We start from the raw sequence: 17,390 nt of genomic DNA on the forward strand, positions 1-17,390 counted from the left end.
CTTAGAACAATCCTGAAAGACCTGGTGGTAAACCCATACCTGAATTGGCTTCTTTCATCTTCGCTTCTGTAATGACTTCAGCTTGGCGAGCCGCGTCATTCATTGCTGCTGCAATCAAGTCTTCAATCATATCTGGATCGTCTTGCAACAAATCTGGACTGATTTCGATACGCTTAACAACATTACGGCAAGTCATTGTAACTTTTACCAAACCGCCACCAGCTTCAGCATTCACTTCAGTTTGGGCAAGTTGTTCTTTTGCCTTTTTAACGTTGCTTTCCATATCTTTCTGCATACGTTGCGCTTGCTGCATAAGCATATTAATGTTCATAAAATACTCCGAACAAAAGTCCTAAATTAAATCTCTGTCTTTCAGTTTCATGGCTCGTATTTTCAAAAGCCTAGAAGAAAATGAAAGAAACTCTTTCGCAAATTTTGCTTATCTTAAATTAAATCTAATCCATGAGAAAGGTCACGGATAATATCATCGACATCTTCTAAACCAACAGACAAACGGATTAAACCTTCACGAATACCCGCTGCTGCTTTTGCTTCAGGAGAAAGCTTACCATGAGTCGTTGTTGCTGGATGGGTAATTGTTGACTTAGCATCACCTAAATTACCTGTAATCGAGATAAATTGTGTATGGTCAATAACTTTCCAAGCACCTTCTCGTTCACCTTTCACTTCAAAAGAAACGATTCCACCAAAACCAGTTTGTTGTTTGGCTGCTAACTCATGCCCAACATGATCTGCTAAGCCAGCAAAATAAACCTTTTCCACTTTTGGATGAGCAACCAGCCACTCGGCAATTTTTTGTGCACTTTCAGAATGCGCTTTCATACGCAGTCTTAAGGTTTCTAAACCTTTCAAAAAGACCCATGCATTGAATGGGCTCATCGATGGGCCAGTGGTACGAACATAACCAAATACTTCTTCAAGTAATTTGTGACTACCAACCACAGCACCACCCAGTGCACGACCTTGTCCATCTAGATATTTGGTGGCAGAGTAAATCACTAAATCTGCACCAAATTGTAATGGACGCTGTAAAATTGGTGTGCAAAAACTATTATCAATCGCCAATAAAGCATCATTTGCATGTGCTAAATCTGATAATGCTTGAATATCTGCGACTTCAGCCAAGGGATTTGATGGTGACTCAACAAATAGTAATCGAGTTTCAGGACGGACCGCGTCTTGCCAAGCGGTTAAATCAGTTAAATCAACAAAAGTCACTGCGACATTAAATTTAGCGACATATTTTTCAAATAATGAAACTGTAGAACCAAAAACAGCACGTGAACAAATCACATGATCGCCTGCTTTTAAGAACGACATTGCAACGGCCATAATTGCAGCCATACCTGAACTTGTTGCCACAGCGCGCTCACCACCTTCTAGTGCAGCTAAACGCGTTTCAAACATAGCTACAGTTGGATTGGTAAAACGTGAATAAATATTACCTGGTTCAGCACCAGAGAATTTTGCTGCTGCTTCCGCTGCATTTTCATACACAAATGACGAAGTGAGGAAAATTGGCTCACTATGTTCACCTTCAAAACTGCGTGTATGACCTGTACGAATCGCTAAAGTATCAAGTTGGTATTCAATGTCGTCGTGCTGGCTCATTTCAACTACTCAGTCCAAAAACTGCCTTTGTAAAATATTGCCAACATTTTGAGCGCCCTATGTATTTAAGGTCAAGGTAAAATCGTAAATTATCACATACACTTCGCTTAAATCTGCATAAAAATGAGACAATCACCGCTTATGACACAAGTATCAGCTAAGTTCCAACAGCGCAAATCCAAATTGAAGAATCTAACCACTCGTATCTTCAATGGTAAGTCATTGGTTTTATCTCAAAGTACCCCTTATGAAATTATTGCGGAGCATCATCAAACCAAAGTGCGTTACTACGCAGCTGCTGAAAAAAAATTTAAGGAACCTTTGGTTTTTACAGCACCATTGTCGATCAATATGGCTATTTATGACCTCTACCCTTATCGTTCACTCGTTAAATATTTTACCGAACAAGGCTATGATGTGTATTTATTGGACTGGGGGAAACTCAGTTATCAGGATCGCAACTTAAACTTTTTATACTTTATTGATGAAGCTATACCACTTTGCATTAATAAAATCCGAGAACATGCTCAAAGTGAGCAAATTTCATTACATGGCTGGAGTATGGCCGGTATTTTTGTATTACTTTACACAGCATTACGCCAACCTAATTATGTTAAAAACTTAATTATCCTAGCCAGCCCAATTGACAGTTATGCATCGGGTGGCATCGGTAAACTTTATCAAAAAATAAATAATCTGATTATAAAGAATCAAAAACTGAAAGATACTTTATATAAAGGTGGTTTACCGAAAAAACTGATCCATACCCCGGGCTTACTCAATGCCATTGGTTTTAAGATTTTAGATCCAAAAGGCTGGTATGAAGGTCATAAACAGTTGTTGCTAAATTTAGACGACAAGGAGCTGTTGCATGAACACGCTACCCTTGGAAATTTTTTAAATCACATGGTGGATTACCCCGGTGGTGTCAATCAAGACATGTTATTTAATGTTTGGTTGCAAAATCCACTGAAAAATGGGGCAATTCAGCTCAGTAACCACAAAATTGAACTTCGCAATATCGACTGTTCACTGATGATTGGGGCTGGAAAAAATGATCAAATGGTCACCGCAGATGCAGTTAAGCCTTTAAGCGAATTGACAAAGAGTAGTGATGTCACGTTTACTCTTATTCCTGGGGGACATTTAGGGCTAATGTCTAGTCAAAAAAGTGCGGATGAATTTTGGCCTACACTGTCCAGATGGTTAGAACAAAGATCGACAAAAATTTAAGAGATAGATATGAAGACTACAGTTGCATTTATTGGTTTAGGCGCAATGGGCTATCGTATGGCAGCACATTTACCCAAACATTTTGATACCGTATATGTGTGGAATCGAAATTTTGCAAAGGCTAAGCAACATGCAACTGAGTTTGGTACTCAAGCTGTCGAACTCGATCAAGCGGTACAAGCTGATATTATTTTTTCATGTTTACCAACCAGCCAAGATATTGATGATTTAATCCAAGATTTAAAAATCAAAAATGGCGCGATTTGGGTCGATTGTACCAGTGGTGTACCTGATGCTGCGCGTAGACAGTCTGAGTATCTTCTCAAAAATAATATTCACTTCTTAGATGCACCTGTAAGTGGTCAAACCATTGGTGCTGAGAATGCAACGCTGACCTTTATGGTCGGCGGTTCGGCAGAAGCATTTCAAATTGCCCTACCTGCAATGCAAGCGATGGGTAAATTAATTAAACATGTCGGTGACTCAGGCGCAGGCTTTGCAGTAAAAGCTGTAAATAATATGATGATGGCGGTTCATTTATGTGCGGCCGCTGAAGGATTTACCACGCTGAAAGCACATGGGGTAGATTTAAATGAAGCACTTGATTGTATCAATGCATCTAGTGGTAAAAGTGGTGTGACTGAAACTGCACTACCGCAACGCATCCTCAATCGCAGCTTTCCACTGACCTTTGCTTTACCACTCTTGGCAAAAGATACAGGTATTGCCATTGATTTAGTTCGTGATGCAAGATTATCAGCACCTATTCTTGGTTTAACACAAAGCTTAATTACCACCGCCAATAGTCTTTCAGAGCCTGATAGCGATTTTTCTACCGCCGTAAAAATGTATGAATCATGGAGCAAAATTACATTAGATTAATTTTTCGTCATTGAATAATCACAACTAAACCTTATAATCACATTAAGTGACATGTAAATATGTCAATTTCGAGGTCGTATCATGAATAAATATGTAATTGCTACACTTTCTAGTTTATCTATTTTAGTCGCTAGTCACGCTTTTGCTGATAACACCCAAGAATGTAAAAAATTGCAAGATGATTACAATGTCATTTATGCATCAAAAGGATTCTGTTTTAAAGATCCTGAAGCAAAAGCAAAATATAATAATGACAATTGTTATACAAGTAAGCCTAAATTTTCTGAAAAAGAGCAGCAAAAACTTGACTCTATCAAGGAACGTCAGAAAGAATTGAACTGTAAATAATCACATTCACACCTTCAAGGAAATAAACATGGCTTATGATGATCAGAATATATTTGCACGAATTTTACGTGGTGAACTTCCTGCAATTAAAGTTTATGAAGATGATCATGTGCTTGCATTTATGGATATCATGCCGCAAGCCGATGGGCATACCCTGATTATTCCGAAGACGCCAGCAGTGACATTGCTCGACTTAGATCCTGAAATTGCAGCTTATACAATCAAGATTGTGCAAAAAATAGCGCAAGCAATTGAAACAGCTTTGGATACTCAAGGTATTGTATTGATGCAACTTTCTGGAGCTGCTGCTGGACAAACTGTACCTCATGTACACTTTCATTTGATTCCGAGCTCGGTGCATGAATTAGGTCGTCATGCTATTCAAATGGGCGATCAAGAAAAAATTAAAGGGTTTGCTGAAAAAATTAAGACTGCACTGGCTTAATTAAAAAACTTTTTAGAATCAATGGGGCTAATCAAGCCTCATTTTTTTATTTAAATTACACAAATGTTAAATTCGCGTCATTAAATTGTCATTTTTTCTTCACTGATATGTAACAAAGTTTACAGATACTGCATGCAAGTTAGTAAGTAGTGCACAAACCCACACTTACTGAATAAAAAAAGTAACTGCAAACCCATTGAACATGTTTTGGAGAAATCTCAATGAAAAAAGTGCTACTCGCTGCAGCAATCGCCACCCTTAGCATAAGCGCAGCTCAAGCAGCGCCAACATTGTATGGTAAATTCAACGTAACTTTAGATCAAATTGATAAGAATGGCTTTAAAGACGAAAGCGTAACTAAAGTAAACTCTAACGCTTCTCGTATTGGTGTTAAAGGCGAAGAGAAATTAACAGATAAATTGTCTGCTGTTTACTTGGCAGAATGGCAAATCAGTGCTGATGGTGATGGCGATGCTTTCACCAACCGTAACCGTTTCGTGGGGATTAAATCAGACGGTATCGCAACGTTAAAAGTTGGTCAGTTTGATTCATATTTCAAAAATGCTGCTGGCAACAACCAAGATATCTTCAACGATCACAACGAACTCGATATGACTGCGATTTTAGTTGGTGAAGATCGTTTAAAAAACGTGATCGGTTTTGAAACAGATAAAAAATTATTGGCTGGTTTAGCTTTCAACATCATGTTTCAGCAAGGTGAAGAATCATCTGCTTTAAAAAATGATGCTAAAGGTCAAAAAGGTAGCCGTGATAGTTTCGGTGATGGTATCTCTACATCACTTACTTATGACAACAAAGACTACGGTTTTGCTGCTGCTGTTGCAGGTAACTTCGGTGTTGCATCTAAATATAATGCATATAACTCTGAATTAGGTAGTAACACAATCTACTCTGACGCAATCCGTGTTACAGGTTCTGTAGACTTGAAACCTGCGGGTCTTGATGGCTTAGTATTTGGTGCATTATGGCAAACTGCTAAACCGTCTGATGATACTGTTGCAACCACTTCTGGTACTACAGTAACATCGTTCAAAGGCTTGAAAGAAAATGCTTATGGCATCACTGCTGCATATGCAATTCCTTCTACACCGATTAAGCTAAAAGCTGAATATATTTCTGCAACGACAGAACTAGATGGCCGTGATGATCGTAAACAAGACCTTTACGGGATTGGCGCGGATTACAACATCAACAAGCAAGCTCGCTTCTACGGTGTTGTTGGTCAACAAAAGCGTGATTGGTCAACTACATCTACACCAGAGAAAAAGAAAACTGTTATTGGTTTAGGTATGGAATATAACTTCTAATCCGAACCTTTAATAAAAAACGGCAAGTGATCTTGCCGTTTTTTTTCGACTCAATTATTCAAAAGCTCATTTTATAAAATACATATCCATTAGCTGAGTAACCATCATATAAATTTAGCGCTCTTATAAATAACGCACGTATCGTTTCATCATCCATGACAGATCTATCATTTAGCAACATGAATTTCATCGTTGGATAGGCATACAGCTCCCCAAACCAAAACTGAAAATCATTAATTTAAATATCAGTATGTAGGATATAACAAGAGTTATATCTAAACACCAAAAATACAAACAAGCTCGACAGAATCTTAGGATTCCACGCTGTCAATTTTTAACAATTAAAGTTTGATATAGGTTCGAAACCCACGACTTGCATAATATGAGGCAGCACTATTATGATAGGTAAATGTACGCCCATAACGCTGATCACAAAAGATCGCCCCACCTTGCTGACGTAATATCGTTGGTGTTTCGACCCAGCTGGATGTTTTTAAGTCAAAATTGAATATTTGCTGTAGAGCATAATACTGTTGTTCCGTCATTAGTGCTAAGGCATGCTTATTTACCCAGTCGATCACCGTATCTTCAGGAGGATGATCCTTGCGACTGAGTAATGCATCTCGGTCATAACACAGACTACGCCTTCCTTTTGGCGACTCAATTGCACAATCAAAAAAATACACACCTTCTGTGTTCGGTAAAACAACCACATCTGGCTCGCCGCCAGTCATTTCCATTTGTTGTAAAGCCCATAACTTTTCAGGACAAAGCAAAAGTTGTTTTTGGACAAAATCCCAGCTCATTTGTGCATGTCGTTCTGTATGCTGCTGAAAACGCTGTGCTAAGGTTTTTAATAGGTTTTCAATTTGCAATGGACTCAGTTTTTCTTGCTGTTTTATCATTTATTTTACTGCCTAATTTTAAGCCTTTACTAACATAACATTATCCACCAAGTGCAACCAAATCCGCTTTTTGGGCATACTGAAGTGGATTGATTAAATAGTCTGGCACGGATAATTCAATGGAGTTCTCTGCATATGCAATTCTTTCTACACCGATCCAACTAAAAGCTGAATATATTTTTGCAACGACAGAAAAATCGTCGTGGCGATCGTAAGTTACGGGATATAGCTTCTAATCTTAATTTTAAAAAATGGCAAGAAATCTTGCCGTTTTTTACTTAACAACAGAATATTTTAAAAATCTCGTATTTCATCAAACCAAGCATTCACTGTTTCTTGATCTATATCGAATGTTGAAGCTTCAACCAGTTGCAGTACAGCAAGACCAGTATCTTCTCTTTCAACAGTTTCAATATTGGGCAATGTATTAATTATCTCAACAAGTTCAATAATTGCACCTTTCACATCTTGTTTTGTCTTCGCCTTGGAGATTTCTTTTAAAGCAGATTTATATGCTTTGATCGCAATTTTTGCATTATTGCTTTCCCAGTTTTCAAATGGAATTCCATATTCAGTGGTAAACCATATTGAACTCCTCAGTTTAGACACCGACGAATAATCCAATTGTTTTTCTTTAACTAAATGCTTTAATTCAGCATTTAACCTTTTCCCTGTTTTTTCATCAATATTCCATCCAATGAAGGACTTTAAGTTTTCCCAAGTATTTAAAGCTGGAAAGCCTTCCAAATTTACGGCATAGCGTATTCCAATACGTTCAAGTTGCTGAAGTTGTTTTAGACTTGCTGTATTGGTTATATTCCCAGTTAAGTTTAGATTTTTTAAATTAGGAAACTGTAATAAGCTTTCACAATCAAAAGCTTGACCTAAAGGTTTAACAGTTAAATCTAACGAAGTTATAGCCGTTAAATTTTTCATAACAGGAAGATGGTATGCCGTTACCATTGGATCTTTGCTTGTCGTTGGCTCTATTCTCATATGGGGATATGCTGCTGTGGTAATAATTTCAAAATGCTCAATATGACCAGCCAAATGAAGCGAATATACCCCCTTCTTATTCTCACCATCAGCATGATTTAAAACTAATGTGATTGGATGTTGATCTGCTTTAATTGAAAAGTTATGAATTTGAGCATGACTTAAATCTAGACAAATTGCTTGCGTAGGTCGCCAAGAAAAATCTTCTATTACTCTTTTCTTCGACCATTCAGTAAAACCTTGATCATTTCCCCAATAATAAAAAAATCTTGGCCAATCTCCATAAGGATGTAAATGCGCATTTTGTTGACCATGTGGCGTATAAAAAGTATTAAAAGCATCCCAATTGATTACAGCATTTTCTTCAACAAGAACATCAAACTTTTTCTTGTCCATGCCGATTCGACCAATTGAGAAGCTTCCTTGCCCAGCAGGAATTTTTATCTGATGGCTATTTGTACCTGTTAAAGAAACATAAATGGGAGTATTTCTATCCATGTTGATCCATTATTTTTAAATTGTACGATTCAGCTTTCAGCAAATATTAATTACTTATACTTGTACAAATAAGCATATAAACTCAACACAGAATATATCAAGCTTAAAGCTTAGCCTTTGTTTCATTTTAGCAAAATATGAACATATTAGATTTAGCTCTATATTTCAACTTTCCCAACTTAGATACTTAGATGATCTAAATGACCTTGATGATCTATTTTGACCACAATCAGTTGATGGATTAGAAATCCCAATTTTTTCTAAGCAATCATCACCTAATTCTTCAATATGAAAATCCACATAGTCTTTGACTATCCCTTCAACTTCAAAATCCTGTTGAATGATGCGTTGGTTTTGTTAATCAAATTTTACGATATTTTCTAGTAAGTAATTTATTTGATCTAAAGTTTGCTTATTTAAAATATCTTGCCGACTTTCCAATAGAGCTCTAACACCAAAAATGTTGGCACTGTCTACACTTCGTTCCATTTTTATAAAAAAAGAGCGGAAAACCAAGCAATAGAAAAACCAAATAAGCGGGACGTTTTCCTTCGGTATATGGCTGTATATCGCGACTACCACAATGAGGGCAACTTTCGCTTGCTCCAAACTGTTGTTCTAATTCTTGGCTAAAATCTTGGGCAAGTAATGCTTTAGCCTCTTCTGCATAGCTTTCAGGAACTAACAGTCGCACACCACCCAAAGCATTGGAGTAAAGCCAATCCATATTAATAGTATGTTCATTTTCAATACGTGCTGGAATTTCAGCTGCTTCTAATTGCGTTTTGGCAATCTGAGCCTCGTAAGGAAATGAATATGTTTCAGCGACCACCCATTGCATAAGAACACCTAACAGAAATAAAAATGGATTTTAAGCTCAATCCATTTAACTGTATATTGCATAAATTTATTCAGTTGATGCTTCCATTTTTCAAGTTATGACGAAGGAAAGAAAATTTCATAAGAATAAGGAAATATGTTGAAGTATAGCTAGGTTTTAAAGCAGTGCATTTTATCTATTTCCGTTAAATGTCATTCTTCTTTCTATTCTGCCTAAACAACCAATAACTATAGTTAGTCTTAACTCTATCCTACTTTGCTATATTTTGATGAGGAAGTGAAACAGCAAAATTTATATCTTATTCTTACTATTTATTTTTTTTCCGCACATAAAAAAACACCCCGCTCTCGTTAGAGATCGGGGTGTTTTAGATTTAAAAGCTGGCGATGACTTACTCTCACATGGGTAACCCCACACTACCATCAGCGCTAAGAGGTTTCACTTCTGAGTTCGGGAAGGGATCAGGTGGTTCACTCTTGCTATTGTCGCCAGCAAACTGTTATGGACTTGTTCGGGTCTTATTTAAATGCCTTACTTCGTACCAAATGAGTTTAACAGAACATTTGAGTTGGGTATTGTAACTAGCTTTACAACTAAATCAAGTATGTTTGATCTTTTATGAATCAAATGATGCTTCGTATACAACTGCTTGGGTGTTGTATAGTCAAGCCTCACGAGCAATTAGTATTGGTCAGCTTCATGCGTCACCGCACTTCCACATCCAACCTATCAACGTCGTAGTCTTCAACGGCTCTTTAGAGGACATAAAGTCCTAGGGAAATCTTATCTTGAGGTAGGCTTCCCGCTTAGATGCTTTCAGCGGTTATCCCTTCCGAACATAGCTACCCGGCGATGCGACTGGCGTCACAACCGGTACACCAGAGGTTCGTCCACTCTGGTCCTCTCGTACTAGGAGCAGATCCTCTCAAATTTCCAACGCCCACGGTAGATAGGGACCGAACTGTCTCACGACGTTCTAAACCCAGCTCGCGTACCTCTTTAAATGGCGAACAGCCATACCCTTGGGACCTGCTTCAGCCCCAGGATGAGATGAGCCGACATCGAGGTGCCAAACACCGCCGTCGATATGAACTCTTGGGCGGTATCAGCCTGTTATCCCCAGAGTACCTTTTATCCGTTGAGCGATGGCCCTTCCATACAGAACCACCGGATCACTAAGACCTACTTTCGTACCTGCTCGACTTGTGGGTCTCGCAGTTAAGCGCGCTTTTGCCTTTATACTCTACGCGTGATTTCCGACCACGCTGAGCGCACCTTCGTACTCCTCCGTTACTCTTTAGGAGGAGACCGCCCCAGTCAAACTACCCACCAGACATGGTCCTCGTCCCGGATAACGGGACAGAGTTAGAACCTCAATATTACCAGGGTGGTATTTCAAGGATGGCTCCATAGCAACTGGCGTCACTACTTCAAAGCCTCCCACCTATCCTACACAAGTAAGATCAAAGTTCAATGTCAAGCTGCAGTAAAGGTTCACGGGGTCTTTCCGTCTAGCCGCGGGTACACCGCATCTTCACGGCGATTTCGATTTCACTGAGCCTCTGCTGGAGACAGCGCCCCCATCATTATGCCATTCGTGCAGGTCGGAACTTACCCGACAAGGAATTTCGCTACCTTAGGACCGTTATAGTTACGGCCGCCGTTTACTGGGGCTTCGATCAAGAGCTTCGCTTACGCTAACCCCATCAATTAACCTTCCAGCACCGGGCAGGCATCACACCCTATACGTCCACTTTCGTGTTTGCAGAGTGCTATGTTTTTAATAAACAGTTGCAGGGGCCTGGTTTCTGTGGCTGCCAATAGCTCAAGGAGCAAGTCCTATCACCGTCAGCAGCGTACCTTCTCCCGAAGTTACGGTACCATTTTGCCTAGTTCCTTCAGCAGAGTTCTCTCAAGCGCTTTGGTCTACTCGACCTGACCACCTGTGTCGGTTTAGGGTACGATTCCTGTGTAACTGAAGCTTAGAGACTTTTCCTGGAAGCATAGTATCAGCCACTTCGCTAGTAAACTAGCTTGCTATCAGCTCTCAGCATAGAGCACCCCGGATTTGCCTAAGATGCATGCCTACTGCCTTTCACCTGGACAACCAACGCCAGGCTGACTTAACTTTCTCCGTCCTCTCATCGCATTACACAGAAGTATTGGAATATTAACCAATTTCCCATCGACTACGCCTCTCGGCCTCGCCTTAGGGGTCGACTCACCCAGCCCCGATTAACGTTGGACTGGAACCCTTGGTCTTTCAGCGAACGGGTTTTTCACCCGTTTTGTCGTTACTCACGTCAGCATTCGCACTTCTGATACCTCCAGCATACTTCTCAATACACCTTCATCGGCTTACAGAACGCTCCCCTACCACGTATACATAGTATACATCCGCAGCTTCGGCATATAGTTTTAGCCCCGTTACATCTTCCGCGCAGGCCGACTCGACTAGTGAGCTATTACGCTTTCTTTAAAGGGTGGCTGCTTCTAAGCCAACCTCCTAGCTGTCTATGCCTTCCCACATCGTTTCCCACTTAACTATAATTTGGGGGCCTTAGCTGGCGGTCTGGATTGTTTTCCTCTTGACTACGGACGTTAGCACCCGCAGTCTGTCTCCCGGATAGTACTCATAGGTATTCGGAGTTTGCATCGGTTTGGTAAGTCGGGATGACCCCCTAGCCGAAACAGTGCTCTACCCCCTATGGTATTCGTCCGAGGCGCTACCTAAATAGCTTTCGGGGAGAACCAGCTATCACCGAGTTTGATTAGCCTTTCACCCCTATCCACAAGTCATCCCCTGGCTTTTCAACGACAGTGGGTTCGGTCCTCCAGTTAGTGTTACCCAACCTTCAACCTGCTCATGGATAGATCACCCGGTTTCGGGTCTATACCCAGCAACTAAACGCCCTATTAAGACTCGATTTCTCTACGGCTCCCCTATGCGGTTAACCTTGCTACTGAATATAAGTCGCTGACCCATTATACAAAAGGTACGCAGTCACCAAACAAGTTGGCTCCCACTGCTTGTATGCATGCGGTTTCAGGATCTATTTCACTCCCCTCACAGGGGTTCTTTTCGCCTTTCCCTCACGGTACTGGTTCACTATCGGTCAGTCAGGAGTATTTAGCCTTGGAGGATGGTCCCCCCATATTCAGACAAGGTTTCACGTGCCTCGCCCTACTCGTCATCATTATATGTGCCCTTTCGTGTACGGGACTATCACCCTCTACGGTAGCACTTCCCAGAGCTTTCCGCTAAAACACATATAACTTAATGGGCTGATCCCCGTTCGCTCGCCGCTACTGAGGGAATCTCAATTGATTTCTTTTCCTAAGGGTACTGAGATGTTTCACTTCCCCTCGTTCGCCTCGCATGACTATGTATTCATCATGCGATACCTACCTTATGGTAAGTGGGTTTCCCCATTCAGAAATCTCCGGATCACAGGATATTTGCCGCCTCCCCGAAGCTTATCGCAGGCTATTACGTCTTTCATCGCCTCTGACTGCCAAGGCATCCACCACATGCACTTAATTACTTGACTATACAACCCCAAACAGTCGTTAATCCCTACAAGGAGGATCAACAATGTGAACTTAATCACTTCTATTTGTTGCCTGTGAACTTAATCACCATACAGCTTCAATTTAATTCATATACCAAAACGCTTGATTCAGTTTTATCGCTAGTGCTCATTTCATTCAATATTAACAATTACTTGCTAACATCAACTAAAACGAGTTTAAACAATTATTTCAACTCAAATATATTCTGTTAATGATTCACTACCGCCTCGTCAGCGAGTAGTTAACTGTGATAAATCACAGAACTTAATAAGCTATCTGCTTACTAAGTTCTGTAATCACTTAGTCTTTATATAGTGGTGGAGACTAACGGAGTCGAACCGTTGACCTCCTGCGTGCAAAGCAGGCGCTCTACCAACTAAGCTAAGTCCCCAGCTTAAGATCTTAATATATCTGCTCTTCTGTGTTCAGTAGACTTGGTGGGTCTGACAAGACTTGAACTTGTGACCCCACGCTTATCAAGCGTGTGCTCTAACCAACTGAGCTACAGACCCTCAGATACATCAATGAAGAACAACTTGTTGTGGATTCTTACCAATCGTCAATCTTTCGTTAAGGAGGTGATCCAGCCGCAGGTTCCCCTACGGCTACCTTGTTACGACTTCACCCCAGTCATCGGCCACACCGTGGTAAGCGTCCTCCTTACGGTTAGACTACCTACTTCTGGTGCAACAAACTCCCATGGTGTGACGGGCGGTGTGTACAAGGCCCGGGAACGTATTCACCGCGGCATTCTGATCCGCGATTACTAGCGATTCCGACTTCATGGAGTCGAGTTGCAGACTCCAATCCGGACTACGATCGGCTTTTTGAGATTAGCATCCTATCGCTAGGTAGCAACCCTTTGTACCGACCATTGTAGCACGTGTGTAGCCCTGGTCGTAAGGGCCATGATGACTTGACGTCGTCCCCGCCTTCCTCCAGTTTGTCACTGGCAGTATCCTTAAAGTTCCCACCCGAAGTGCTGGCAAATAAGGAAAAGGGTTGCGCTCGTTGCGGGACTTAACCCAACATCTCACGACACGAGCTGACGACAGCCATGCAGCACCTGTATGTAAGTTCCCGAAGGCACCAATCCATCTCTGGAAAGTTCTTACTATGTCAAGACCAGGTAAGGTTCTTCGCGTTGCATCGAATTAAACCACATGCTCCACCGCTTGTGCGGGCCCCCGTCAATTCATTTGAGTTTTAGTCTTGCGACCGTACTCCCCAGGCGGTCTACTTATCGCGTTAGCTGCGCCACTAAAGCCTCAAAGGCCCCAACGGCTAGTAGACATCGTTTACGGCATGGACTACCAGGGTATCTAATCCTGTTTGCTCCCCATGCTTTCGTACCTCAGCGTCAGTATTAGGCCAGATGGCTGCCTTCGCCATCGGTATTCCTCCAGATCTCTACGCATTTCACCGCTACACCTGGAATTCTACCATCCTCTCCCATACTCTAGCTTCCCAGTATCGAATGCAATTCCCAAGTTAAGCTCGGGGATTTCACATCCGACTTAAAAAGCCGCCTACGCACGCTTTACGCCCAGTAAATCCGATTAACGCTCGCACCCTCTGTATTACCGCGGCTGCTGGCACAGAGTTAGCCGGTGCTTATTCTGCGAGTAACGTCCACTCATCTTGGGTATTAACCAAGAGAGCCTCCTCCTCGCTTAAAGTGCTTTACAACCATAAGGCCTTCTTCACACACGCGGCATGGCTGGATCAGGGTTCCCCCCATTGTCCAATATTCCCCACTGCTGCCTCCCGTAGGAGTCTGGGCCGTGTCTCAGTCCCAGTGTGGCGGATCATCCTCTCAGACCCGCTACAGATCGTCGCCTTGGTAGGCCTTTACCCCACCAACTAGCTAATCCGACTTAGGCTCATCTATTAACGCAAGGTCACAAGTGATCCCCTGCTTTCCCCCGTAGGGCGTATGCGGTATTAGCATCCCTTTCGAGATGTTGTCCCCCATTAATAGGCAGATTCCTAAGTATTACTCACCCGTCCGCCGCTAGGTCAGTTACCGAAGCAACCTTCCCCGCTCGACTTGCATGTGTTAAGCCTGCCGCCAGCGTTCAATCTGAGCCATGATCAAACTCTTCAGTTAAAAATCATTAGTGACTTAAGGTCACAATTCTGGCTCATCAATGTACTGACAAATTCTCTCAAATAAACTTCGAGTAATTTAAACCAATCAATCAATGATAATATTTCGATTAATCAATCAGTAAAAATCCACACAAGTTGTTCTTCATATTCTCTTAATGATTAATTTATCACTTCGTCAGTGATAAATAAGACGCAATAAACATTTAACAACTTAACCCTCTAAGCTAAGTTCGTTTGCTGTATCGCGTCGGGATGCTGCGTATTCTATACAGATTTTAAACCAGCGCAAGCCCTATTTTCAACAAAATGCATCGTGTGATTATTTTTTAATCTAAATATTCAAAAAACCGCATAATTCACCTATTTTTTAGGCATTTTTGAGAAATTCAGCCTAAAAGTAAGCTACATCTATTATTCAAAATAGTCACCAGAAGATTGCGCATGTAAAAACGCAGGAATTAATCCAGTTAAAGCTGCACGTATATCAGCACGCTCATTAATCAATTGATGCGAGCCTTCTTCAAGAATCAATAAGGTCTGTAATCTAAATTGTCGACGTACAAAATCAATATTATATTTCCAGTCTACAGTTTGGTCTTGTGCACCTTGTGCTAACCAAACCGGAATGCGGCACTTTGGATAGGCTTCCATTTCTAACATCCACTTAGACATTGCCAAAATCCAATCCATTCCCATCATTCGAGGTTGTAAAGGGTCTTTAAGGCGTACAAATCTTAAAAACTCAGGATTGTGATTATTTCTTTTAAAGTGACGAGGAACTTCTCTTTTAATTCTGCGAATAATTCCTAGACCAATAGAATTATGCCACCACGCTGTTTTTGCAGGTCGTACCAATGGTGAAAGCAGTAACACCCGATCCACAATTGGATTTTCACGTTTTTGTGCATACTCAAGTAAGTGATGCATCCAAATTGCACCACCTGTACTTTGTCCCACTCCCAACCACGGCTTAGGAAGCTGCTCTGCATTTTTTACATATTGATAGACCGCATGTAACACTTGTTGGTAATGATCAAAGTTTTGAATATTTGCAGGCGAACCATTACTCAGCCCATGCCCTGGTAAATCATAAGTAATCACACTAAACCCTTGTTCAAGAATTTCTTTCACAATCGGTTGGTAAATACCACTATGTTCTAAATAGCCATGCAACAAACACACAGTGCCTTTTATTTTATCTATATTGGGTTTAAATACTTGCACATGCAGTTTAAACAACGGCATATCAATAAAACCTTGCCATTGCACACAGTCTAGTTGATCAAAGCCATAAAGACGTTGATAAGATTTTATTTCTTTATTTGGAATATATTCACGATTTAAGTTTAAGGCTTCTAATAGTTGTGGTGTTGTATCTCGACTTGGTATAGGTAAGTCAAGTTGCTTTAGAATTGTTGGATTTAAAAATGGAATATCTGCCATTAAGGCACCTCTCTACAGCCACTCGAACCAAACAACATATCTCGGATTGTTGCTAAAGTTTCATAATTGGCTCTACGACTATGATCATAATTTTGTTTGCTAGGCTGCCATGCTGTTAATTGAGTTGGCATGGGTGCATTGACAGGAATTGTTTCGATCCCATTTAATGCAAATAAACGACGCGTTCTTGGCATATGGTAACGATCGGTAATTAATAAGACTGTAGGTGCACCACCTTTCTTCTGTAAAAGCAATGAGCTGAAGCGTGTATTTTCACAGGTGTTCATGCTTCTATTTTCTAATAGTTTTGCTTGTACACCGCGCTCAGATAACCATTTTTGCATATAGGGTGCTTCTACACCACTCAGCACAATAGGAAGTTTAACTTTCTCTTCTAAGGCTAAGGTTGTTTCAAGTCTTAGTTTGGTATAGTCATTCACAATAATGTCTTTTTGATTTTTATCTAAAGTTAAACCACCGCCCAAGACTACAATTGCATAAGGTTGACTGATTGGCTTCGGTTGTTCACTGGTTTTGGTAGGCAAACTTTCAAGATCTTCTTGTACTTGTGAACTTGACAATTCATTTGCCAATGTGTGTGAATTTTCTTGAAGTAATTTTTCATCAATTTTATGTTTTTTTAAGAATGTTAAATATTCATCCATTAAAGCCTTATTGTCTTCACTATTTAAATCCAATAAGTTTTTAACCACATCGTTCGATTGATTCTCAACAACCTCTGATGCAGCATGTTCAGACACCAATGGAATTACCGGTTTGTTTTGTTCTTCATCATCATTTTTTTGATCTTCAGCAATTTTTTCCTGCAAGGCTTTATATCGTAACTGAAGTAGCATTAAATCCTGAGCATTTTTACTCTTAATCGCTTCATCCATCAACTTAAGATAGGCTTGTCGAGCAATCCATAAGTCAGAACCAGGTTCTAAGTTTTCAGCCTCAGAAAGTGCGGCATTTTGTTGGCTCTTTGCTGCCACCTGATTCACTTCAACTGGAACAATACTATTCAGGATTTTAACCATCATTGTCGAATAAAACGGCGTGTACCAAAAAACGACCAAACAGCCGAATAATACAAATAATATGGCAATTATTCGTAGAAATCTGACCATCCAATGCGGTTTGACCATATATTT

Annotated in this window: 12 protein-coding genes, 2 tRNA genes and 3 rRNA genes; 5 read left to right on the plus strand and 12 right to left on the minus strand. The window is 40.7% G+C overall.

What is annotated here, in order from left to right; genetic code table 11:
• Position 1: 1 nt before the first annotated feature.
• Both AS4_RS12470 and AS4_RS12475 read right to left on the minus strand, forming a co-directional pair.
• Positions 2 to 331: a YbaB/EbfC family nucleoid-associated protein gene (locus tag AS4_RS12470; RefSeq protein WP_004719585.1), complete on the minus strand. Its 330-nt coding sequence runs from the start codon at positions 329 to 331 to the stop codon at positions 2 to 4.
• Between the two features lie 113 nt (positions 332 to 444).
• Complete coding sequence (locus AS4_RS12475; protein ID WP_004822243.1) at positions 445 to 1,632, minus strand: O-succinylhomoserine sulfhydrylase; 1,188 nt, start codon at positions 1,630 to 1,632, stop codon at positions 445 to 447.
• A gap of 141 nt (positions 1,633 to 1,773) precedes the next feature.
• On the opposite strand from AS4_RS12475, the gene AS4_RS12480 reads away from it, so the two are divergent.
• The 5 genes from AS4_RS12480 (at position 1,774) to AS4_RS12500 (ending at position 5,868) form a co-directional block, all read left to right on the plus strand.
• Positions 1,774 to 2,865 (plus strand): alpha/beta fold hydrolase, encoded by a 1,092-nt coding sequence (locus AS4_RS12480; RefSeq protein ID WP_096734355.1) that lies wholly within the window; start codon positions 1,774 to 1,776, stop codon positions 2,863 to 2,865.
• Positions 2,866 to 2,874: 9 nt separating this feature from the next.
• On the plus strand, positions 2,875 to 3,747 hold the full coding sequence (locus AS4_RS12485) for an NAD(P)-dependent oxidoreductase (protein ID WP_096734356.1): 873 nt from the start codon (positions 2,875 to 2,877) through the stop codon (positions 3,745 to 3,747).
• Positions 3,748 to 3,828: 81 nt separating this feature from the next.
• Positions 3,829 to 4,095, plus strand: a complete 267-nt coding sequence (locus AS4_RS12490; protein ID WP_004719576.1) for a YARHG domain-containing protein — start codon at positions 3,829 to 3,831, stop codon at positions 4,093 to 4,095.
• A gap of 28 nt (positions 4,096 to 4,123) precedes the next feature.
• Positions 4,124 to 4,540, plus strand: a complete 417-nt coding sequence (locus tag AS4_RS12495; RefSeq protein ID WP_096734357.1) for an HIT family protein — start codon at positions 4,124 to 4,126, stop codon at positions 4,538 to 4,540.
• A gap of 221 nt (positions 4,541 to 4,761) precedes the next feature.
• Positions 4,762 to 5,868: a porin gene (locus AS4_RS12500; protein WP_004822251.1), complete on the plus strand. Its 1,107-nt coding sequence runs from the start codon at positions 4,762 to 4,764 to the stop codon at positions 5,866 to 5,868.
• A gap of 341 nt (positions 5,869 to 6,209) precedes the next feature.
• On the opposite strand, the gene AS4_RS12505 is transcribed toward AS4_RS12500, so the two are convergent.
• From AS4_RS12505 to AS4_RS12550, 10 genes are all read right to left on the minus strand, one after another.
• Positions 6,210 to 6,773: a DUF4256 domain-containing protein gene (locus tag AS4_RS12505; RefSeq protein ID WP_096734358.1), complete on the minus strand. Its 564-nt coding sequence runs from the start codon at positions 6,771 to 6,773 to the stop codon at positions 6,210 to 6,212.
• 294 nt (positions 6,774 to 7,067) lie between these two features.
• Entirely contained in the window at positions 7,068 to 8,267 is a 1,200-nt protein-coding gene (locus AS4_RS12510; RefSeq protein ID WP_096734359.1) for a leucine-rich repeat domain-containing protein, read from the minus strand.
• A 448-nt stretch (positions 8,268 to 8,715) separates the two neighbouring features.
• On the minus strand, positions 8,716 to 9,108 hold the full coding sequence (locus tag AS4_RS12515) for a putative signal transducing protein (RefSeq protein WP_096734360.1): 393 nt from the start codon (positions 9,106 to 9,108) through the stop codon (positions 8,716 to 8,718).
• Positions 9,109 to 9,486: 378 nt separating this feature from the next.
• Positions 9,487 to 9,601 (minus strand): 5S ribosomal RNA (gene rrf, locus AS4_RS12520).
• A 167-nt stretch (positions 9,602 to 9,768) separates the two neighbouring features.
• Positions 9,769 to 12,659, minus strand: a 23S ribosomal RNA gene (locus AS4_RS12525).
• A gap of 337 nt (positions 12,660 to 12,996) precedes the next feature.
• Positions 12,997 to 13,072, minus strand: a tRNA-Ala gene (locus AS4_RS12530).
• Positions 13,073 to 13,116: 44 nt separating this feature from the next.
• Positions 13,117 to 13,193: transfer RNA gene (locus AS4_RS12535), tRNA-Ile, on the minus strand.
• Positions 13,194 to 13,252: 59 nt separating this feature from the next.
• Positions 13,253 to 14,791: ribosomal RNA gene (locus AS4_RS12540) — 16S ribosomal RNA — on the minus strand.
• The 16S, 23S and 5S rRNA genes sit together here with 2 tRNA genes alongside, the layout of an rRNA operon.
• A gap of 413 nt (positions 14,792 to 15,204) precedes the next feature.
• A complete protein-coding gene (locus tag AS4_RS12545) occupies positions 15,205 to 16,236 on the minus strand; it encodes an alpha/beta hydrolase (RefSeq protein WP_004719563.1) in 1,032 nt (343 codons plus the stop codon).
• Positions 16,236 to 17,384: a YdcF family protein gene (locus AS4_RS12550; RefSeq protein ID WP_056512837.1), complete on the minus strand. Its 1,149-nt coding sequence runs from the start codon at positions 17,382 to 17,384 to the stop codon at positions 16,236 to 16,238. The genes AS4_RS12545 and AS4_RS12550 overlap by 1 nt, the downstream gene beginning before the upstream one ends.
• Positions 17,385 to 17,390 lie beyond the last annotated feature (6 nt).

It is taken from the genome of Acinetobacter guillouiae (genome assembly GCF_002370525.2).
GTDB classification, from domain to species: Bacteria; Pseudomonadota; Gammaproteobacteria; order Pseudomonadales; family Moraxellaceae; genus Acinetobacter; species Acinetobacter guillouiae.

Coding starts and splice junctions, on each gene's coding strand:
- AS4_RS12470 (WP_004719585.1), bottom strand. CDS start 331: ATGAACATTAATATGCTTATGCAGCAAGCGCAACGTATGCAGAAAGAT.
- AS4_RS12475 (WP_004822243.1), bottom strand. CDS start 1,632: ATGAGCCAGCACGACGACATTGAATACCAACTTGATACTTTAGCGATT.
- AS4_RS12480 (WP_096734355.1), top strand. CDS start 1,774: ATGACACAAGTATCAGCTAAGTTCCAACAGCGCAAATCCAAATTGAAG.
- AS4_RS12485 (WP_096734356.1), top strand. CDS start 2,875: ATGAAGACTACAGTTGCATTTATTGGTTTAGGCGCAATGGGCTATCGT.
- AS4_RS12490 (WP_004719576.1), top strand. CDS start 3,829: ATGAATAAATATGTAATTGCTACACTTTCTAGTTTATCTATTTTAGTC.
- AS4_RS12495 (WP_096734357.1), top strand. CDS start 4,124: ATGGCTTATGATGATCAGAATATATTTGCACGAATTTTACGTGGTGAA.
- AS4_RS12500 (WP_004822251.1), top strand. CDS start 4,762: ATGAAAAAAGTGCTACTCGCTGCAGCAATCGCCACCCTTAGCATAAGC.
- AS4_RS12505 (WP_096734358.1), bottom strand. CDS start 6,773: ATGATAAAACAGCAAGAAAAACTGAGTCCATTGCAAATTGAAAACCTA.
- AS4_RS12510 (WP_096734359.1), bottom strand. CDS start 8,267: ATGGATAGAAATACTCCCATTTATGTTTCTTTAACAGGTACAAATAGC.
- AS4_RS12515 (WP_096734360.1), bottom strand. CDS start 9,108: ATGCAATGGGTGGTCGCTGAAACATATTCATTTCCTTACGAGGCTCAG.
- AS4_RS12545 (WP_004719563.1), bottom strand. CDS start 16,236: ATGGCAGATATTCCATTTTTAAATCCAACAATTCTAAAGCAACTTGAC.
- AS4_RS12550 (WP_056512837.1), bottom strand. CDS start 17,384: ATGGTCAAACCGCATTGGATGGTCAGATTTCTACGAATAATTGCCATA.